14 protein-coding genes and 1 pseudogene are annotated in these 19,619 nt (G+C 68.9%); 10 read left to right on the forward strand and 5 right to left on the reverse strand.

Annotation, left to right across the window (positions count from 1 at the left end):
- Positions 1-120 precede the first annotated feature (120 nt).
- The 5 genes from xylB to exaC all read left to right on the forward strand — a co-directional run bounded on the left by xylB (position 121) and on the right by exaC (position 7,284).
- Positions 121-1,566 (forward strand): xylulokinase, encoded by a 1,446-nt coding sequence (gene xylB / locus OG711_RS01420; protein WP_266504364.1) that lies wholly within the window; start codon positions 121-123, stop codon positions 1,564-1,566.
- Positions 1,567-1,680: 114 nt separating this feature from the next.
- On the forward strand, positions 1,681-2,874 hold the full coding sequence (locus OG711_RS01425) for an ROK family transcriptional regulator (protein WP_329558109.1): 1,194 nt from the start codon (positions 1,681-1,683) through the stop codon (positions 2,872-2,874).
- Between the two features lie 463 nt (positions 2,875-3,337).
- Positions 3,338-3,937: an N-acetylmuramoyl-L-alanine amidase gene (locus tag OG711_RS01430; RefSeq protein WP_073792466.1), complete on the forward strand. Its 600-nt coding sequence runs from the start codon at positions 3,338-3,340 to the stop codon at positions 3,935-3,937.
- 174 nt (positions 3,938-4,111) lie between these two features.
- The gene (locus OG711_RS01435) at positions 4,112-5,455 is read left to right on the forward strand and encodes a GAF domain-containing protein (RefSeq protein WP_329563552.1); all 1,344 of its coding nucleotides are present in this window, start codon (positions 4,112-4,114) and stop codon (positions 5,453-5,455) included.
- Positions 5,456-5,760: 305 nt separating this feature from the next.
- On the forward strand, positions 5,761-7,284 hold the full coding sequence (gene exaC / locus OG711_RS01440) for an acetaldehyde dehydrogenase ExaC (RefSeq protein WP_329558110.1): 1,524 nt from the start codon (positions 5,761-5,763) through the stop codon (positions 7,282-7,284).
- A 162-nt stretch (positions 7,285-7,446) separates the two neighbouring features.
- Here exaC and OG711_RS01445 read toward each other — a convergent pair whose 3' ends face one another.
- A complete protein-coding gene (locus tag OG711_RS01445) occupies positions 7,447-8,835 on the reverse strand; it encodes an integrase (RefSeq protein WP_329563554.1) in 1,389 nt (462 codons plus the stop codon).
- Positions 8,832-9,029, reverse strand: coding sequence for a helix-turn-helix transcriptional regulator (locus tag OG711_RS01450; protein ID WP_073792464.1), 198 nt, complete (start codon positions 9,027-9,029; stop codon positions 8,832-8,834). Before OG711_RS01450 ends, OG711_RS01445 begins: the two co-directional genes overlap by 4 nt.
- Before the next feature lie 530 nt (positions 9,030-9,559).
- Here OG711_RS01450 and OG711_RS01455 point away from each other — a divergent pair.
- Both OG711_RS01455 and OG711_RS01460 read left to right on the forward strand, forming a co-directional pair.
- Positions 9,560-9,895, forward strand: a complete 336-nt coding sequence (locus OG711_RS01455; RefSeq protein WP_143201279.1) for a hypothetical protein — start codon at positions 9,560-9,562, stop codon at positions 9,893-9,895.
- Between the two features lie 151 nt (positions 9,896-10,046).
- Complete coding sequence (locus tag OG711_RS01460) at positions 10,047-10,769, forward strand: B12-binding domain-containing radical SAM protein (protein WP_329558111.1); 723 nt, start codon at positions 10,047-10,049, stop codon at positions 10,767-10,769.
- A 248-nt stretch (positions 10,770-11,017) separates the two neighbouring features.
- Here OG711_RS01460 and OG711_RS01465 read toward each other — a convergent pair whose 3' ends face one another.
- Entirely contained in the window at positions 11,018-11,674 is a 657-nt protein-coding gene (locus tag OG711_RS01465) for a DUF6461 domain-containing protein (protein ID WP_329558112.1), read from the reverse strand.
- A gap of 2,134 nt (positions 11,675-13,808) precedes the next feature.
- Positions 13,809-14,240, reverse strand: a complete 432-nt coding sequence (locus OG711_RS01470; RefSeq protein ID WP_329558113.1) for a helix-turn-helix domain-containing protein — start codon at positions 14,238-14,240, stop codon at positions 13,809-13,811.
- Between the two features lie 382 nt (positions 14,241-14,622).
- Here OG711_RS01470 and OG711_RS01475 point away from each other — a divergent pair, with 382 nt between their 5' ends.
- A complete protein-coding gene (locus OG711_RS01475; RefSeq protein ID WP_329558114.1) occupies positions 14,623-15,399 on the forward strand; it encodes a TetR/AcrR family transcriptional regulator in 777 nt (258 codons plus the stop codon).
- A 550-nt stretch (positions 15,400-15,949) separates the two neighbouring features.
- Entirely contained in the window at positions 15,950-17,314 is a 1,365-nt protein-coding gene (locus tag OG711_RS01480) for an FG-GAP repeat domain-containing protein (protein ID WP_266504416.1), read from the forward strand.
- Between the two features lie 93 nt (positions 17,315-17,407).
- Here OG711_RS01480 and OG711_RS01485 read toward each other — a convergent pair.
- A pseudogene (locus tag OG711_RS01485) lies at positions 17,408-18,346 on the reverse strand (IS481 family transposase); the annotation flags it as partial.
- On the opposite strand from OG711_RS01485, the gene OG711_RS01490 reads away from it, so the two are divergent.
- The gene (locus tag OG711_RS01490; RefSeq protein ID WP_073792456.1) at positions 18,345-18,920 is read left to right on the forward strand and encodes an Imm21 family immunity protein; all 576 of its coding nucleotides are present in this window, start codon (positions 18,345-18,347) and stop codon (positions 18,918-18,920) included. The pseudogene OG711_RS01485 and the gene OG711_RS01490 sit on opposite strands and share 2 nt — an antisense overlap.
- The last annotated feature ends 699 nt before the right edge of the window (positions 18,921-19,619 follow it).

Genomic DNA, 19,619 nt, shown 5'->3' on the forward strand with positions numbered 1-19,619 from the left:
TTAACAAATTAGTATGCGAGGCGAGCGCTGGGAAGGTGTCGACCGTGAGCGACAGGCCGGACCGCCCGGCCCGAACAGGACGTCACAGGTGTGCGCACACGCCCGGGAACGGAGATGCCGATGTCAGCAGCCGAGGGACCGCTCGTCGTCGGTGTGGACAGCTCGACCCAGTCCACCAAGGTGCTGGTCGTCGATGTGTCGACGGGGCAGGTGGTCGCAGGCGGCCAGGCTCCCCACACGGTCACCTCGGGAGGCGCCCGCGAGAGCGACCCCGAACAGTGGTGGAGTGCGCTGCGCCAAGCGCTCCACCAGTGCGGTGAAGCGGCACGCGAGGCCACTGCCGTGTCCGTGGCGGGCCAGCAGCACGGTCTGGTCACCCTGGACTCCCACGGCAGGCCCGTACGTCCCGCGCTGCTGTGGAACGACGTGCGCTCCGCCCCACAGGCCCGACGGCTCGTCAGCGGGCTCGGCGGACCTGAGGCATGGGCCGAGCGAACGGGCAGTGTCCCAGGGGCGTCGTTCACCGTCGCCAAGTGGGCATGGCTGCGGGACAACGAACCGGACGCCGTACGCGCCACCAAGGCGGTACGACTCCCCCACGACTACCTCACCGAGCGCTTGACCGGAACGGGCACGACCGACCGCGCCGATGTGTCCGGGACAGGCTGGTGGTCGTCCAAGAACGAGACGTACGACGGCGACATCCTCGCGCGCGTGGAGCTCGACCCCGCCCTGTTGCCACGTGTGGTGCGGCCGGGTGAGGTGGTCGGCACGGTACGGAACTCGGCGGACCTCCCGTTCTCGACCGGCACACTGGTCGCCCCCGGCACCGGCGACAACGCGGCGGCGGCACTCGGACTGGGACTGCACCCAGGTGCTCCCGTCCTGAGCCTCGGCACCTCGGGAACGGTCTACGCCGTGTCGCGGCGTCGGCCCACCGATCCATCGGGAGTGGTCGCGGGGTTCGCCGACGCGCGAGGCGACTGGCTGCCCCTTGCCTGCACGCTGAACTGCACACTCGCGGTCGACCGGATCGCGACGCTGCTCGGCGTGGACCGTGAGGCCGTGGAGCCGGGCGGGGGCGTCACCCTGCTGCCGTACCTGGACGGCGAACGGACCCCGAACCTGCCGGACGCCACAGGGCTGCTCCTCGGCCTGCGGCACGACACCAGTGCCGGGCAGCTTCTTCAGGCGGCGTACGACGGCGCGGTTCATTCACTGCTCCAGGCCCTCGACCTGGTTCTCGGCCCGGACGCCGACACCGACGCGCCCCTGATGCTGATCGGCGGCGGCGCCCGGGGGTCGGCCTGGCAGCAGACCGTCAGACGGCTGTCCGGCCGTCCCGTGCAGATGCCACGCGCGGACGAACTGGTTGCGCTGGGGGCGGCGGCGCAGGCCGCGGGGGTGCTCACCGGGGAGGACCCGTCAGCGGTGGCGAGGCGATGGGGCACTTCACGTGGCCCCGTGCTCGATCCCGCGGTACGGGACGACGAGACGCTGGAACGTATCTCCGGAGTACTGTCCGACGCGGCAACCTTGCTCGACCGGCCGTCCGACCGCCGTTGACCGCCCTCGCCCTGATGGCGGAAGACGCGTTCCCACCAACCCTCCTTGCGGGCCTCAGGACAGTTGCCAACCACCGCACCGCCCGCGCCGACACACCCAAGGACTGACGGAGGAATGACCGTACCGCCGCACGGAACCCGCTCCAGCGCCCCCGACACGCAGCAGGGAATACGACGGCGGAACCTGTCGCGGGTCATGCACACGGTCGCCGCCGAGGGCCCCCGGTCGAGGGCGGGTGTCGCCTCGCGCATCGGCCTGACCCGAGCCGCGGTGTCGACCCTGGTGGACGAGCTGATCCGCGCCGGTCTGATCGAGGAGCTGGGACCGGAAAGACCCGGACGGGTCGGGCGGCCGGGTTCCGCGCTGGCCGTCAGCGCCCATGGACCGGCCGGACTCGGCGCGGAGATCGGCGTCGATCACCTGGCGGTCCACCTGGTCGATCTGCGCGGCGTCGACCGGGCACGCGCGGAGCACAAGGGCAGCAACCGCGGGCGGCATCCGGAACGCGTCCTGGCAGACCTCAACCGGCTCATCGGCGAGGTGACGGCCAAGGCGCGGGGATTGGGGCTTCGCCCGGCCGGACTGGCCGTCGCGGTGCCAGGGCTCGTGGCCCGTGACACGACGACGGTCGTCCACGCGCCCAACCTCGACTGGCAGGGACACGACCTGCGGCCCTTCCTCCCTGGCAACCTCCGTCTCACCGTCGGCAACGAGGCGAACTTCGGCGCCCTGGCGGAACTCTGGCTGGGTACCGACACCCCGGCCGACTTCATCCATGTCTCGGCCGAGATCGGGATCGGTGCGGCGATCGTCGTGGACGGACATCTGCTGCGCGGCACACGTGGCTTCGCCGGCGAGCTGGGACATGTACCCGTGCATCCCGACGGTCCCGCCTGCCCCTGCGGCGGACGAGGCTGTCTGGAGCAGTACGCCGGCGAGGAGGCGGTCCTGCGAGCCGTGGGCATCGCCTCCGGGCCGGACGCGGTCGCCGCGCTGACCCGGCGGGCGGCGTCCGGAGAGCTCCGGACGCGGGCAGCTTTGCGGGACGCCGGCACCGCCCTCGGGATCGCTCTGACCGGGGCCGTGCACCTCCTCGATCCACAGGCGATCGTGCTCGGCGGCGCGCTGTCGGAACTGGCGCCCTGGCTGGTTCCCGCGCTCGAAGCGGAGCTGGGCCGCCGGATCACCAGCGGGGAACGTGTCGTGACCGTCTCGGCACTCGGTTCGCGAGGGCCCGTGCTGGGCGCGGCGCACTCCGTGGTGCGAGCCGTACTGGACGACCCGACCGGGCTGACGCTCCGGTCGTGAACTGCTCGCCCTCTCCACGCCTCGGCCTCGGCCTCGGCGTGAACTACTGAGCTCTTCGATGGTGAGGGCCACGGGACGCACTCTCTGACGCTACGTCACATGCCGTAAAGAGCAACGCCATTCACCCTTTCGAGTGTCGGAGATATCCACTTCTTCACCGGTGTCCCCAGATGTCGCGGATGCTCTTCCTTTCGGATCATCCCGAGTCGTACCTTGGCATCACCTGAGGCGTTGGCCATGCGGCCGACGCCCGAATGCCTCATGGCGGGCCACCGTGCCGCCTGCCGTCCCCCCTCCCGATCAGCGCCCCGCCCCACTGCCGCGCCCCGCGCTCCCAGCAGACCCGCAGACCCGCAGACCCGCAGACCCGCAGACCCGCAGACCCGCAGACCCGCAGACCCGCAGACCCGCAGACCCGCAGACCCGCAGACCCGCAGACCCGCAACAGAAAGGCAGCACGACCATGCACCAACCGCAAGGCGAGACCACGCGACGACGACTGCTGCGAGGGGCTGTCCTCGGTTCGCTCCCGTGGGCATTGCTCCCCGCCTCCCGAGCGGCCGCCCGCCCGTCCGGAGTCGACTACCCCACGGCACAGTCCGCGCCGGCCAGTACCTCCAACTACACCGCGTCCAGCCGCCCCGACAGCCACGCCATCGATCGGGTCATCATCCATGTGACCCAGGAGACCTGGTCGGACACCCTCGCGATCTTCCAGAACCCGTCGAAGAAGGTGTCCGCGCACTATGTGGTGCGGTCCGCGGACGGGCATGTCGCCCAATGCGTCCGCGAGCGCCACATCGGTTGGCATGCGGGGAACTGGAACCACAACACCCGCAGCATCGGGATCGAGCACGAAGGCTGGGTCGACCAGCCCAAGTACTTCACGGACGCGCTGTACGCGAGCTCCGCCGCCCTGACCGCCGCCATCTGCGCGAAGTACGACATCCCCCGCGATCGGCAGCACATCATCGCGCATTCCGAAGTGCCGGGCGCGGACCACACGGACCCCGGACCGCACTGGGACTGGCCGAGATTCATGCGTCTGGTCGAGCGCGCCTGACGCTTCCCGCGCACACGCGCACACGAGAGGCGGACCGCTCCTCCCCGTCCGAGGAAGTTCGGTGCCACGCTCCATGCCAAGCGGATGAGCGAGAAGGGTGAGGAGGAGGGACATGGCGGAAGGATGTCGTCGGTGACGGCGCAACGCTTGCCGCTGATCCATGACACGGCAACGATGACAGGGGCCGCATCACCGTGCGGGGAGGGTGACTTGTCCGATCCATGGGTGGCACTGGAACCGGGGGCGGACCCTCGGGAGCGATTGCGGATGGTACGCATTGCCCACCAGAGGTTCACGTCGTCCGGGAGCTTCGCCGAGCCGGTGCGAGAGGTGGTCGCCGCGTCGTGGAGGCGGTCGGCGCGAGCCAGGGTCAGCCCGGACAGCGTGTCGGCCACGGTCGAGATACCGGACGACGACCTCGGGTCGTACCGTGCGGAACACCCGCTCGCGCGTGTGATGCCGTTGCTGCGCGAACTGACCGGAAGCTTCGCCCACGATGGCGAGCATCTGCTCGCGGTGTGCGACGCCAACGCCAGGCTGATGTGGGTCGAGGGCCACCCGGGGGCTCGGCGAAAGGCGGGACGGATGAACTTCGTCCCGGGGGCCCGCTGGGCCGAATCGGCGATGGGCACCAACGCTCCCGGCACCGCACTCACCGAGGACCGGCCGGTACAGGTGTTCGCCACCGAGCACTTCACCCGCACGGTCCAGCAGTGGACTTGCGCCGCCGCGCCGGTGCACGATCCGCACACCGGGCGGCTGCTGGGTGCGGTGGACATCACCGGGGGGAACAGGCTGGCCCATCCGCACAGCCTCGCGTTCGTGCAAGCGGTGGCGCGAGCTGCCGAGTCGCAGCTCGCGTTGCTGGCTCCCGTCCCGGAGCGATCCGGGATCGCGGAACTGACCGCACTCGGCCGTGACGAGGCGTTACTACTGGTCGGTGGGAAGAAGCTGCGCCTCAGTCGACGGCACAGCGAGATCCTGGTGCTGCTGGCGACGCACCCGGAGGGCATGACCGGCGATGAGCTCCTGTGCGGGCTCTACGAGGACGAGTCGGTGACGCCCGTGACGCTCCGGGCAGAGCTGGCGCGGTTACGACGCGTCCTGGGGCCCGATGTGGTGGCATCGCGGCCATATCGGTTCGCGCTCCCGGTGGAATCCGACATCACAACCGTCGAACGCCGCCTGGGGGCTGGGGCGATCTCCGCGGCAGCGGCATCGTACGCCGGGCCTCTGCTGCCCGGGTCACGAGCGCCGGCAGTCGTGCGGCTGCGCCGGAGGATCGCCGAGGGTGTGCGTGCCTCACTGATCGCACGGAGCGACCCCGATCTGCTCGCGGACTGGGCGCACGCGCCGTGGGGTGCGGATGATCTGGCCGTATGGCAGGCACTCGGGGCCGCCAGGCCCACGCCGACGGTGGCGGCGCGGATCGCAGAACTGGAGAGCGAACTGGCCGCTCCCACCGGCCGATCCGACAGGGCGCCAGCGGCGCCGCCTCGCGTCCGATCCTGGCAATGAGGTCAACAGGCGGATACACCGCGCCGTGTCAGCGCCCGTAGAACAGACGGGCCGACGGGGCCGACCGCCAAGCGGACAGCGTCGCGACAGCACCGCGACGACGCCCGGACCGCTCGGCCGGGTGGCACCTCGTACCCATTCGTGATGGGTGTGCTCCAGAGAGGGACCGAAAGAAGACAAACGAAGGGGGCGCAGCGAGCCTTTGGAACACCGCAACGCGATCGCAACCTCCACTTCTCTAGCATCGGTCGAGCGCTGCCCAACTACGGTCAGCGGCTTCAGGAAGCAGGGAGAGGCAGGTCGGCATGACGCGATACGCAGCGCCCGGCAGTGAAGGTTCCGTCGTCACATACCTGAGCCGATACGACCACTTCATCGGCGGAGAGTACGTCGCCCCGGCCCGGGGGCAGTACTTCGAGAACCCGAGTCCCGTCAACGGCCAGGTCTTCACGGAGGTCGCGCGGGGAACAGCTGAGGACGTGGAGAAGGCGCTCGACGCGGCGCACGCGGCCGCCCCGGCCTGGGGGCGCACCTCGGCCACCGATCGGTCGAACATCCTGCTGCGGATCGCCGAGCGGATGGAAGCCAATCTTGAGGCTCTGGCGGTCGCGGAGAGCTGGGAGAACGGCAAGCCGGTGCGGGAGACGCTGGCGGCGGACATCCCGCTGGCGATCGACCACTTCCGCTATTTCGCGGGAGCGATCCGCGCTCAGGAAGGTGCGCTGAGCGAGGTCGACGACGACACGGTGGCGTATCACTTCCATGAGCCGCTCGGAGTGGTGGCCCAGATCATCCCCTGGAACTTCCCGATCCTCATGGCGACCTGGAAGCTGGCGCCCGCGCTCGCCGCCGGCAACGCGGTGGTCATCAAGCCCGCGGAGCAGACCCCGGCGTCGATCCATTTCTGGATGAGTCTGATCGCGGATCTGTTGCCGCCGGGTGTGGTGAACATCGTCAACGGGTTCGGTGTGGAAGCGGGCAAGCCGCTGGCGTCAAGTGCGCGCGTCGCCAAGGTCGCCTTCACCGGCGAGACGACAACGGGGCGGCTGATCATGCAGTACGCCTCCGAGAACATCAAGCCGGTGACCCTGGAGCTTGGCGGCAAGAGCCCGAACATCTTCTTCGACGACGTATGGGCGCACGACGACGATTTTCGGGACAAGGCAGTCGAGGGATTCACCATGTTCGCGCTGAACCAGGGCGAGGTCTGCACCTGCCCTTCCCGCGCGCTGATCCAGCAGGGTCACTACAACGAGTTCCTCGAAGCGGCGATCGCCAGGACCGAGGCCATCGTCCCAGGTCATCCCCTGGACACCGGCACGATGATCGGGGCCCAGGCTTCCAACGATCAGCTCCAGAAGATCCTTTCGTACCTGGACATCGGCCAGCAGGAGGGCGCCAAGGTGCTCACCGGAGGCCAGCGCGTCGAGCACGAGGGCGAGTTGGCCGGCGGGTACTACGTCCAGCCCACGATCTTCCAGGGTGACAACCGGATGCGCGTCTTCCAGGAGGAGATCTTCGGGCCGGTGGTCGCCGTGACGTCGTTCACGGACTTCGACGATGCCATCAAGACGGCGAACGACACCCTCTACGGGCTGGGCGCGGGCGTATGGACCCGAGACGTCAACACCGCGTACCGGGCAGGACGCGCCATCCAGGCAGGCCGGGTCTGGACGAACTGCTACCACGCCTACCCCGCGCACGCCGCTTTCGGCGGCTACAAGCAGTCAGGCATCGGCCGGGAGACACACAAGATGATGCTGGACCATTACCAGCAGACGAAGAACTTGCTTGTGTCATATTCACCGAAGAAGCTGGGCTTCTTCTAGACGCCTGCGAGATAGCGTCTGACCTGGTCTTTTACCGATCAGGAGCAGCCCAGCCATTTCTCTAACAGGGGAGTCCGGAATCTTCCGTAACTCCCGCTTCATCCCGCCCCTGTCCCACCTGCGACCAGCTGTTCCGGTCTATTTCCGGTCCAGGTTCGGGGCTCATTCGGCAGGCGGGACGCCGCGGCCGATACGGTCCCACTCCTGCATGGACTGTTCGATGAGGCGGTTGGACTGTTCCTGGACTCCGTCCAGGAACTTGGCGTAGTGGCGGAACAGCACCTGGATGCTCTGTCCTGCGCGGCGGGCGCATTCGGCCGGGTCGACCCCGGAGTACAGCCAGAACGAGATCCCGGCGTGCCGGAGGTCGTAGGGCCGCTTCGCGAGGCCGGAGGCGTGCTCGGTCCGGGTCAGGGCGGCCCTGCGCGCCTTGGCCCAGGTCAAGCCGTAGGCGGCAGGGTCCACGTAGTTGCCGGCCTCGTTCCGGAAGAGCCGACCGTCCGGTGTCACACCGAACCGTTCGACGTGCGTGAGGAGTATGCGAACGAATGGCGGCGGGACCGGTACGGGGCGGGTCGCTTTGGCCGCGCGGCGCTTGAGCGGATGCACTTCGTGGACGGCGCCGTCGTCCGTCCAGTCCTTTCCCGCGGTCACGACACCGCCCGACAGGTTCAGCATCCCCCACCCGGTGGCCGGCAGATGGCACTGGTCGAGCCGGAGGTGGTTCACCTCGGCGGGCCTCATTGCGGCGTAGTACATACAGCCGAAAAATGCCTCCAGATGCGGACCCCGCCCGCGCTGCCGGCCGACCGCCGCGAGCAGCCGCACGACCTGGCGCGGATTGGGTACGGCAACCGGGTCCACCTCCTCGTTGACAGGCGGAGCGCTCCACCTGATTCCGTTGAGAGGGTTCTTGACGAAGTAGCCCTTTTCGACTGCGGTGTTGAGGACTTCGTTGAAGGCTGCTCTTTTGCGGCGTGCGGTTCTCGCTGCGGCCGGGCTGCCGTCCAGCTTGCGGCACAGGGCGTTCAGCGCACGTCGCAGCACATCAGCCTCCTCCAGGGCACTGACGGGCAGGGAGTGGCGTTTGATCCAGCCCAGCGCTCCGCGCCACTCGTCGTCGGGCTCCCGGTCCCAGGCATTCTTGTTGAACGCCCATGAGTACAAGGCGCGGCGCAGCACCCTCGGCTCCGGATAGGTTGCGCCGGGATGGACCAGGGCGGGTGTGATGGTGGCGAAGGCGTCGGCGAGGGTCTGGCGCGTGTTGCCCGGAGTGCGGTCCCACCGTTGGTCGAGGTAGTCGTGGGCGAGGTCGTACCAGGTCGTCCGCTGCCTGATCGCCCGGAGCTCGGACGCGGGCAGCCCTGTGTGCTCGTCGAACGGCTCGCCCTCGCGTGCCGTGGTCATGAGTTTCGCACGCCTGCTCTCGGCCAGCCCTGTGGTGCTGAACGATTCCGACTTCTCACGTCCGTTGACCGTCCACCGCACCTGAAATCGGGTACTCCGGCCGGGGCGCTCACGAATTTCCCAGAAGCGGACGTTGTAGCTCATCGCCACGTTTCAGAATTCCTTTCACATACCTGCCACCAGGAATCCAAATCCGAACGGCGACAGCGGAGTTCACCATTGGGCAGCTTGATCATGCGGGGCGCCTGCCCTCGGGCACGCATGCGGTAGAACGCCGACGGACTCATGCGGATCTCCGCAAGCACCTCGGCGAGTTTCAATGCAGGGGGACGGGCCATGCTTCTCTTCCTCGGTTTCGGCTGCGTGCGGCAGGCATGTGTTCGGCTACGAACACAGGAGATGCCTCCGAAGTCAGAGGCGTAGCGCATGCAGGGGGTGGACCCCGCGCGGCTCCACCGCCAGGCAGGGCTGCGCGAACAGAGACAAGAGTCCGGGGGATCCCCGATTTCGCGAACCGGGGATCGTCGGCTATACCACCTGTGGCCACTGAACTGCGGGAGCCGTGAGCACGTCGAACGGGTCAAGTCAGCCACGGCAACGAACGGGGATGGGGACGTGAGGGAGGGTGCGACCCACGCCGGAGTATCGGCAGCAACAGCTGGGGGGTGTTGTACGTTGACATGCTTCGCCACGCGAGATCCACTCCTCGGCCGTTCTTTCCTGTCTGCCGTGAGCGGATCTCCTGTAGAAGGTGAGCCGGCAGGACCGACACCAGTCCCAACCAGCGGGGCCGGCTGAACCGCATCGGCCCTCAGCCGAGATCCCGCGTGAGTGCCTCAAACCGTCGATGCCCTGCATCACCAGCCGGATGACGCCCGCCGACAACGGTGCGCAGGCGATGGCCGATCTGGAGGCCGAGGCGCAGCGGGTGATCGCTTCCCTAGCGCAGAAGGCGGCCACCGTGTCCGTCCTGGTGACGCTGCACCCAGTGCTGCCGCCGCTGGTGGTCCTCACTCCGGTGCCGAGGCAGGGGCGACGATCCGCGCCGCGCGGATCGAGCACATCGGTCCGGCCCGAGACCCATCCGGACCGGCGCGATGCGGCGCTGCCTCTCCCGGGACACCGCCAACCGGCCGAACAGCAGGATTTCCCCCAGCCGGTGCCGGCCCTCACCGGGCGGTGGGGTGGCACCGGACGGTGGTGACATCCTGCGCTGCCCCACGGCAGCATGGAGAGTTCACTCCTCGTCGTCCGTGCCGGCCGCGGTTGCCGCGGTGCTCGCAGCTGGATCTGGCCCCCGGGGACCGGTTGAACCCGACCCAGCGCGGTCGGACCCCTACGACATCATCGCCGAGATGGACCAGCTCCACGACGAACACGGTGTCAGCGCGTTCCGCGCCGTCGACGACCTGTTCCTGGGCGCCCGCCGGGTCATCCACCCCGCGCTCAGGGCGTTCACCGATACACGGATCGGCGACCGGTACGTGTGGGACGCCACCGGCCGCATCAACGTGCTTGACCGTGAGGACGACGGCGTCCTCGCCGCGACACGGAGCAACGGGCTGCGGGAAGTCGCCCTCGGCATCGAGTCCGGGGCCCGCACGATCCTCGCCGCCATGGACAAACGGATCACACCCGGGATGACACTGAACGTCACCCGCCGCCTCCTTGAGCACGGCATCCGTGTGAAGGGGTACTTCATCCTCGGCTATCCCGGCGAATCCCGTGAGGAAGCCGGACAGACGATCCGGCACATCAAGGAGTTACGGGGCCTGTCGGACCGGCTGCCCGGCACCTTCCGCGCCTCGGCCTTCACCTTCCGCCCCTACCCCGGGTCCCCCGTCTTCGACGAACTCGTCAACCAGGGATACGACCCCCTCGCGATGCAGACCTACAGCGACGTCGACCTGACCGCCCACGGCGCCGACGAAGCCATGCGCGGCCGCGACGAGTTCAACTTCACCACCGGCCACCAGTTCGGCGAGACCCCCCTCGATGACCTCCACCGGATGCTCGCCGACATCTCCCGCGAGCAGCACGACCGCACCCACGGCACCCGGCAGGAGGCAGGCACGTGACCGGCCACGACGGTCGAACTTGAGCCGGGCGCGGGGAGCGCAGCCCGCTCCGACAACGGTAGAGGACAGGGCCGACACTCGCGGCAGGCCCGGACTGGCCGGCAGTAGCGCTCCCAGCCACCTCGCTGCCCCCGTACTGCGCGTCATGTTCACCCACCTCACTGCGAACGAGGTCGCCGACCGGATCTGCCTTCCTCTCCCCCAGGCGCCCGCTGCCGTCGACCGCACCGCCCCCAGCCCGGAGCGGCTCACCCGGACGGAAGCTCGCCGATCCGCGGGCCGAGCCCGGGCCTGCCCGTCGCGGGGGCGGGGGGTTCGTACTCCCCGGATCTGTGCGTGTTCGTCCCGGGCTGCAGCATGATCGTGGGCAGCGGGCCGTTGACCAGCGTGGTGTCCAGGGGAACTCCGGTCACCTCACTCAGGACGCACCAGATCTCGTCGTGGCCGTCATCGCCATACGCCCGCTGTGCCGCGAGCTGCTCGAATGCCCGGTGCAGACCCAGAGGTGTTTCTTCTTCAGCCAGGGGCTCCATGCCCAGCTCGAAGCTCTCCATCGTCCGGCCGTCTCGCACATGCCGCACGGACCTCCCTCCCTTGAGGTTGCGGAAGTAGTGGATGGCATCTGTGCCTTCGGAGAGCCTCCGCAGCAGTACGAGGTCGGACCCCGCCGGAAACCACCAGGTCTCCATGCAGAACGACCAGTCACCGGCCCGTCCCGCGCGCAGGACCGTCCCCTTGTCATGCGGGGGCCCAAAGGCCTCGTCCGACTCCCGCCGCCTCAACGTCCGGGCCTGGGAAGGATCCGCGCCGTAGCACCGCAGGACATCGTCCACGCTACGGCCGCGGATGAGGTTGAAGGACAGCAACTCGTCGCAGGCCCAGTCCCAGCGGTTCCCGGCGCTCATGTGAACTCTCGCCTCTCTCCTTGTTCGTGCCGTGCTTCGGTGACCCCTCTACCTGGGGCTCACCGAAGAAGACTGCTTCCGCAGGGATCGGCTGCCGGATTCCCCAGTCCTCACGCCGCATGGGACCAGCTCGCAAGGATGCGCTGGGCAACGCGGACGGCGGCACCTTCACATGACTCGTCTGGTCATCGGACCGCGGGCATGTCCTCGTCGTCATCCACGCCATGACGAAGCCACTGACGAGCGAGCCAGGTGTCGATCTCGCCCCCGGCGTGAGCCTGGCGACCAGTCCAGCTCTGACATCGGAACTCCAAGTAGATATCGGAATGACTCGTCTCGTGCTCTGGTGACCGGGCCCGCCATCAGCAGCGCTCACCAGCCAACGCCACAGGTCAGGATCTCACCACCCGCACACTCGGATCCCCGATCAGCATTCGCGACCGCGCTCTTCGGAGTGACGCCGAGTTCTGGACCCGTCACTTGAAAAGGGGTGTGGGGAACGGCCGACCTGGCCCGCTCCCCACCCACTGCCCGGGCTACGGGATCCTTCCCGCACACCGACCTTCCGCGTGACCTCCGCATGAAGGCACTGCGCCGTCCATGAGGTGTCAGGAGGCTGCAGCCTCTTCCCCCGCGGGCACGGGCGTGGCCTGCTCCGGCTCGTTAGCGGTAGCACGCTCGGATGCCGATGTCCCCTCTGCACCGTTGGCTGCCGCCTTCGCACCGGCCTCTGTCGCGGTGTACCAGACCACCCTTCTGCCGCGACTCCCGTTCAGCCCGGCCCTTGCCGATATGCGAGTTCAGGGCATCACGGACCAGGGCAACGGTCGGCTTGAGCGAGAGGTACCCGTCCGTGACGGCCGTGGCCACCTCCTTCGCCATCAACGGCTCCGAGCTGCTGGCCAGCACCTCCTCTGTGCGTCAGCCGCACCAAGGGCTTCGAACCGAGTCCGGAGCAACTCCGCCGCGGCTCGCTTCGACGGCGTGAGTCCGGACAGGCACGACTGCCATATCGCCTCGACATCATCCATCGCACCAGGGTGCCCCACCTGACGCCAGCGCCAGAACGGTCAGCCGTTCACGCAGATCCGGATCTGCACCACCGTCCGGTGACGTCACCCCTGGTGAACATCCGCAGCATCCGAGACCGCACATTGCGGCTCAGCCCGCTGCCCAGTCGCTGCGCTTCGCGTGACCGAAGCCTCCAGCGAACTCGGCCGGCCTCGGCAACCGCGTTGGCCCGGCCTCACGGCACCCACTGGCGGTGCGGGCAGCCGGTGACGTCACTGGGCGGCATCGGCGGCACAACGCTCCGCAGTTGCGCTGCCGACGTGCCCGTGCCCCCGGGTACCGGACACACGCGAGCACCCCCGCCTCAGCTCCGACGCGCCGACGTAGGCTCGGAGGGTGAGAACCCCCAGCCCCGGGCCGAACCCCGCCGGGGCGTTCGATCCGTACGACTTCCCTCCGGACCTCGGTGCAGCACAGCGGCGGGCCGCCGGGCTGTATGCGGAACTCCACCCGGCAGGCGCGCCTTCCCTGGTCCCGTGAGCCTCATGACGGGTGGCCGGAGGTGAACGAGAGGGGCCGGGAACATGCCGGCCGGAGCGCTTCCCCGGCTGCTCCCGACGACGGCGCGGCGTATGACGAACTGTGGAGCAGCTTGCGGGAAGCGGCGGCCGTCGTGCATGGACACCCGTGGTAGGGAACCTGCAGGGCTCAGGGTGTCGAGGGACCGGCTCTCGTCGCCGCGAGGCAGGCGCTCAGGACTGCAGAGGGCCCCCGGGAGCCCGTCAGGATCCGGGGCCACAGCCTCTGCCCCGTGATCACGCGGCGGTGTCCCCTGCCCTCACCACGGGCGCCCCCGAAGCACAGAGCACACGGTCGGCCTGGCGAAAAGGTCGTAGTCGCCAAGGCCGCTGATTGGTGTCCCGAATGAGGCGCGGGGCCGGGTTCGCCCCGGTAGGCGCCGAACGGGCGGCCGGCCGAACCGCGTGGAGCGGTGTTCGATCTGGCTGTCGCACTCTTAAGCCGCGTCACCGGCGTAGCAGTGGACAGCCTGCCAGGTGCCCGGGGCGGCGCGGGCGGCTTGTTGAGGTGTCGTCAGACGGGGGACGACACGAGGCCGACACCGTCACACCCATGAGGCCGAGTGGCCACCCACGCCTCGCGCTCCGTCGTACATCGCCCTGCGGAAGGCGGTGGGTGACGTGCCGTAGACCTCGCGGAACGCCCGGCTGAAGACGGTTGAGCTGGTGAACCCCCAGCGCGCGGCGATTACATGGACGGGCAGCGGGGACCGGGCGAGGTCGGCGCGGCAGCGTTCCAGGCGCCGTCGGCGTATGGAGGCGGCGACGCTCATGTCGCGGGCGTCGAACAAGGCGTAGAGCATGCGCAGGGAGACATGGTGGTCGGCGGCGACGGTCCGGGGGCTGAGCTGGGGGTCGGACAGGTTCCGGTCGATGTAGGCGTCGATGCGGTGCAGTAGATCGGGGCCGGAGGGATCCGCGGGGCAGGACGGGGTTCCGTGGGCGGGGGTGGTCTGGGAGGCGGTGTTCCAGTTCATGCCGGGCTCCTGGGTCAGGGGTGGTGTGCCTCAGTCCTAACGGGGCGCGCTGCGCGTGGCAGCCGTACGGCCGGGCATCGGGATGCGTGGACTCGCGGTCACGCGCTCGTGAGCCGGAACGGCAGGCGAGGGTCCGGGACGCTGATGTCTCCCCGGCGCCGTCCGTACCGAGGAACGCGACGGCGATGCCGGGCACGCGTGCGGAGTCGATTCCGCCGCCGACCGGGACGGTGCGAGCGGAGGGCTTCACCACCCACGGCACGGCTACGACGGACGGATCGCGCAAGAGTCCCTCCTTTGCGTAAGCCTTACGCAATATTGTGTAAGGCTTACGCATTACTAGGATGACCGTCAAGACGGAGCACGGCGAAGGGCGGGCGGTATGAACGGCAGCGACGGCGCCGACAGTTGGCTGCCCGCCAGCGCCGAGGCGGCCTGGGGAATGCGCGAACGCCCCTCGAGAGGTCGCAAACCGGTGCTGAGGATCGACCGGATCGTCACCACCGCCGTGGACCTCGCCGCGCGAGAGGGCCTGGACTCGGTGTCCATGGTCCGTGTCGCCAAGGAACTGGGGACCTCGACGATGTCCCTCTACCGCTATGTCGCCGCCAGGGACGAGCTGTACCTCCTCATGCAGGAGGCCGCCGTCGGCCCGCCGCCTCCGCCGCCACCCCCCGGGACCGGCTGGCGGGATGCCCTGCTCACCTGGGCGACCGCGCAGCGGGCAACCGTCCACCGCCATCCATGGATGCTCCGGCTCCCCATCACGGGACCGCCTCTCACCCCCAACTCCGTCGCCTGGTGGGAGCGTGGACTCGACGCGCTCGCGGACACACCGCTCGACGACGGGGAACAGATTTCCGTGATCATGCTGATCGGTGGATTCGTCCGCCACGAGGCATCCGTCGCGGCGGACCTGGGCGCCGCCGTCGCCGCCTCCGGCCTCGACCCGGAGGAAGCCATGCGCCGGTACGTCCGAACCGTGGAACGCGTCGCGGACCCGGCACACCACCCCCGGGTGGCACGGTTCCTGCGCTCAGGGGTGCTCTTCGAGACAGGCGATCCCGACCACGAGTTCACCTTCGGCATGGCCCGCATCCTGGACGGTGTGGAGGCCCTGGTGGACGCACACGCGCGGACATCGCTCGGTGATACGTAGACGCGCCTCCGACACCCCCCATGACGGCGACACCGTGCGCGCCCGCGACAGTCGCCAACTCTGCACAGATCGTCATGTCTCCCCCCGCACGGGCTCGGCACAATGGTCCTGACCTGCCGGGCCAACCCGGGCAAGGCATTGAACCGGCTGTAGGGGGTTTATTGATGATGCGTGGGAGATGTGCCGCGGGGACGGGAAGCGCGCGGGCGGGGAAGACCGGGCAGGCCCACAGGAGAGCAGCCGCCCGACCGCGTCACGAGCACCAGGGCACCCGTCGCGTGATCCGCCGCGCACACCGGTAGGGCGTCAGCTCCGGGCTGCGGCCCGGGAGGACCGCCGCCCCCTCTCCGTACCACTCGTCAGACCACCAACCCTCTGGGTACGAACGCTTCCGCGACCGCTCGTGGTAGCGCCGACCGCCGCGAGCGCGTGCCCGTCGTGGGGATGGCCCCACTTTCCTTTTCCCGGCGGTATGCCGACTCACCCCGCCTGCCGGGGTGTGCCGAAGCCTGCCCGCCACCCGATTCCTCTCACCCTGGGAGTTCTCACCATGTCGTGGTCAGTACGACGAATCCCGCGTGTCCCCGTCCGCTTCGCGGCCGTCACCGTCGCGCTCGCCTCCGCCGTCCTCGGCCTGACGGCCCCCGTACAGGCATCGCCCGCCACGGCGGACCCGGCCGGGACACCGACGGCGGCCCGTCCGGCGAACGTGACCATCCCTCCGTTCGTGGGCGGGCCGATAACACGTCAGAACATCATCAACCGCGCCCAGTACTGGGTCGATCAGCAGGTGCCCTACGACCGGACCGCCTATCGCGGCGACCTGCACGGCCGTCCGTACCGCACCGACAGCGGCGGTCTTGTCTCGATGGCCTGGCGGCTCGGCACCAGCGCCACCCCGCGGACGCTGCCCCACCACTCCACCAGGCTGGGCGGTGTCGACGAGCTCCAGCCCGGGGACGCGCTCAGCAATGGCATGGGCCGTGCGGCGGTCTTCGTGGAATGGACCGACGCCCTGCGGACCAGCGCGACCGTCATCGAGCTGGCCGGGCCCGGCACGGTGGCCCACCGGACCCAGTACTCCGCCAATCTCATCACGCTCGGCCGATTCAAGCCGTACCGCTTCAACAGGGTGATCGAGATACCCGTGGTCATCCCTGACAAGGGCATGACCAACATCACCCCGGCCGGTGATCTCAACGGCGACGGGGCTCCCGACGTGATCGCGGTGGAGACCGCCACCGGTGATCTGTACCGCTACTCCGGACCGTCGTACGGTGGCGGCACCCGGGTGAAGATCGGCCACGGGTGGACATCCATCAGCGACATCGCCGGGGTGGGTGATCTGACGGGTGACGGAGTGTCGGACATCCTCGCAGTGGAGGCGGGCACGGGTGATCTGTACCGCTACTCCGGCCCCGGGTTCGGCGGCTCCACCCGGGTCCAGATCGGCCACGGCTGGGACTCCATGGCCCAGGTGACCGCCGTGGGCGACCAGACGGGCGACGGTGCCCCCGATGTCATCGCGATCGAACGTTCCACCGGCGACCTCTACCGCTACGCGGGCCCCGGATACGGTGGTTCCACCCGGGCCAAGATCGGCCACGGCTGGAACATCTATGACACGGTCGTCGGCGTGGGCGACCAGACGGGCGACGGTATCGCGGACATCCTCGCGGTCCACGCCCAGACCGGGGAACTCTTCCGCCACTCCGGCCCCGGTTACGGCGGCGCAACGAAAGTGAAGCTCGGCGACGGCTGGGACGCGATGATCAACCTCGCCGGCATCGGCGACCTCACCGGCGACGGCGTCCCCGACCTCCTCGCGGTCGAGGCGGCCACTCAGAAGCTCTTCCGCTACTCCGGGCCGGGGTTCGAGGAGAACACACGGGTCCAGATCGGCACCAACTGGTAGTCACGGCGCAGGGCCCGGGGGGCGGCCGGCCACACGACGGCCGGCCGCCTTCTCGTTGGGCGCTCCAGGTCGTATCCCCGGAGTCCCTAGGTTGTATTGCCCTGTGAGGTTGGGGACGTGACTGGCGGGTGGTTTGCCTGCGAGCGCGGTGTGTCCGCGGTGGTGATTGCAGGTGTGCAGCCATCCGGGGAAGGCGTCGCGTCGTTCCTGTTCTGAGCGGTAGGGGCGGGCGTAGGCCCACTCGTCGAGCAGGGTCCTGTTCAGTCGTTCGACCTTGCCGTTGGTCTGGGGCCGGTAGGGCCGGGTGCGCTTGTGGGTGATCCCGGCCTCCGCGAGTGTGTCCCGACAGGCGTGGGACCTGTAGCAGGCCCCGTTGTCGGTCAGGACGCGTTCGACGGTGATCCCACAGGTGGCGAAGTAGGTGTGGGCCCGGGTCCAGAAGGCGGTGGCGGTCTCCTTCTTCTCGTCGGTGAGGATCTCGCTGTAGGCGAGGCGGGAGTGGTCGTCGACGGCGGTGTGGATGTAGCTGTAGCCGGTCCCGGTGCGGTTCTTGTGGCCTGCCGGGCGGCCGAGGGCCTTGTGGCCGCCGCCGTCGGGGATGTTGCCGAGTTTCTTGATGTCGACGTGGACGAGTTCGCCGGGCCGGTCGCGTTCGTAGCGGCGTATGACCCGTCCGGTGGCCCGGTCGAGGTGGGTGAGGCGGGCCAGGCCGTAGCGGACGAGCACGCGGTGGACGGTGGAGGGGCCCAGGCCGAGGAGATGGGTGATGCGGGCCGGTCCCCACCGGCGCAGGAGCCGGACCTTGATGATCCGGCGCTCGGTGCGGGTCGGTGTCCGCCGGGGGCTGTGGTGCGGGCGGGAGGAGTGGTCGCTCATGCCCGCCTCGCCCAGACTCCGGTAGCGGGCGGCCCAGCGCTGGGCAGTGGTGGGCGAGACCTGGGGACGTTCGGCGGCTGTCGGTAGGTTCGGATATTGGCTGGTGCGGAATAGCTCCCCAGCCGCTGTCGGTGGGAGTGTGCAGACTGATCGCATGACGACGTCTCGCAACAGCTCTCGATACCTCCACGCCGACCTCGCTTGGGTGCGGTCGATGGGTGGCCCCTTGATCGTTATCCCGACCTCTGCTGTGGACCAGTGGGGTGGCTGCACGGAGGACGGGATCATCGTCGGCGGGACTGAGGTTGCCGACGATTACGACCGCGCATGCGACGTAGAGGGCTGGGCCGGGATCGTCGGCGTTGGTGTGGAGGCCTCGGGGTTGGTGTTGGCGGACGAACCAGCCACGACTTGCTACCTCTCCGAACAGAACGTCTTCGTGCGGTGGCTCGCCGCTGATTCAGATGCCGAGCTCCTTGAGGCCGCGAGGACCGTCTTGGACGATCCCGCCACCGACTGGGAGGACTGTGGGGTGTGGGAGACCGATGGGTCGGCGGTTCTCCTGGACTCCGCCGTAGCCGGAGCGGACCTCGCTGTGGAGTACCCGGACCAGGGAGGTCTCCCGGAGCAGGCCCAGGTTCCTGTGCCCGCAGGACGCTGGAGCGTTCGCGCGACTCATAAGACGGGCGACTTCCCGTGGGTGGGGGTCGTCCAGCTCCTTCCTGCATGACTCTCACGTATTTGTCGGTAGTTTCGCGCGGATCACCGAGGTCAACCCGCCGATACGACGCATTCGTCTGTCGCTCAACCAAGCGGGGAACGACCTGCAGCCTCGGCCGCGTAGGCGGTCCTGACGGCTCCGGCCGACCAGCGCTCGGCAGCCGGGGCGCTGACGCCGAGGAGGCGTTCGAGAATGACCGGCGGCGTTGTGGTGCAGATGTCGAGCAGGGCCGCGCATCATCCGGATTCGGGTGGGAGCCGATCCTTCGCAGCCGAGCGTTGAGGCGCTTGCTGGTCAGGTGCTGTCCGGGCCGCTGGGTCGGGAAGAGCCAGGGCTTATTGAGCTCGTTCGACGTCGCCGTGTGCTGGTCGTTGGCGATGTCAACGAGTTGGAGGATCAGATCGTCAAGGGGCGGGGGCACTCTCGGGATGCAGCAGGCGCACCCCGGAAACCAGCTCCAGCCGAGCCGAACCCGCGATTTCACGCGTGCCGTCGGACACTCGCCGCCCTCTCTCGCCAGAGGGCAGAATCATGCATCTAATGACTGTCTAAAGCCAACCACCAGGTCAGAGCAAGCGATCACCCTGGAGCGTCAGCAGGACGAGCAGCGCCACACTTCCCGCAGCACAGGGGCAGACCCCCTGTGCTGATCATGCACTTGATGCAATTCCCCGGGGTCCCGGCGCAGGGGCCAGCCGCCCTTGACCA

This window comes from Streptomyces uncialis (genome assembly GCF_036250755.1).
GTDB classification, from domain to species: Bacteria; Actinomycetota; Actinomycetes; order Streptomycetales; family Streptomycetaceae; genus Streptomyces; species Streptomyces uncialis.

Bases quoted from the DNA above. Each gene is read 5' to 3' on its own strand.
- OG711_RS01425 (WP_329558109.1), top strand. From the start codon at position 1,681: ATGACCGTACCGCCGCACGGAACCCGCTCCAGCGCCCCCGACACGCAG.
- OG711_RS01430 (WP_073792466.1), top strand. From the start codon at position 3,338: ATGCACCAACCGCAAGGCGAGACCACGCGACGACGACTGCTGCGAGGG.
- OG711_RS01480 (WP_266504416.1), top strand. From the start codon at position 15,950: ATGTCGTGGTCAGTACGACGAATCCCGCGTGTCCCCGTCCGCTTCGCG.
- OG711_RS01455 (WP_143201279.1), top strand. From the start codon at position 9,560: ATGACGCCCGCCGACAACGGTGCGCAGGCGATGGCCGATCTGGAGGCC.
- OG711_RS01465 (WP_329558112.1), bottom strand. From the start codon at position 11,674: ATGAGCGCCGGGAACCGCTGGGACTGGGCCTGCGACGAGTTGCTGTCC.
- OG711_RS01450 (WP_073792464.1), bottom strand. From the start codon at position 9,029: ATGGCCCGTCCCCCTGCATTGAAACTCGCCGAGGTGCTTGCGGAGATC.
- OG711_RS01470 (WP_329558113.1), bottom strand. From the start codon at position 14,240: ATGAACTGGAACACCGCCTCCCAGACCACCCCCGCCCACGGAACCCCG.
- OG711_RS01475 (WP_329558114.1), top strand. From the start codon at position 14,623: ATGAACGGCAGCGACGGCGCCGACAGTTGGCTGCCCGCCAGCGCCGAG.
- OG711_RS01490 (WP_073792456.1), top strand. From the start codon at position 18,345: ATGACGACGTCTCGCAACAGCTCTCGATACCTCCACGCCGACCTCGCT.
- xylB (WP_266504364.1), top strand. From the start codon at position 121: ATGTCAGCAGCCGAGGGACCGCTCGTCGTCGGTGTGGACAGCTCGACC.
- OG711_RS01435 (WP_329563552.1), top strand. From the start codon at position 4,112: ATGACAGGGGCCGCATCACCGTGCGGGGAGGGTGACTTGTCCGATCCA.
- exaC (WP_329558110.1), top strand. From the start codon at position 5,761: ATGACGCGATACGCAGCGCCCGGCAGTGAAGGTTCCGTCGTCACATAC.
- OG711_RS01445 (WP_329563554.1), bottom strand. From the start codon at position 8,835: ATGAGCTACAACGTCCGCTTCTGGGAAATTCGTGAGCGCCCCGGCCGG.
- OG711_RS01460 (WP_329558111.1), top strand. From the start codon at position 10,047: ATGGACCAGCTCCACGACGAACACGGTGTCAGCGCGTTCCGCGCCGTC.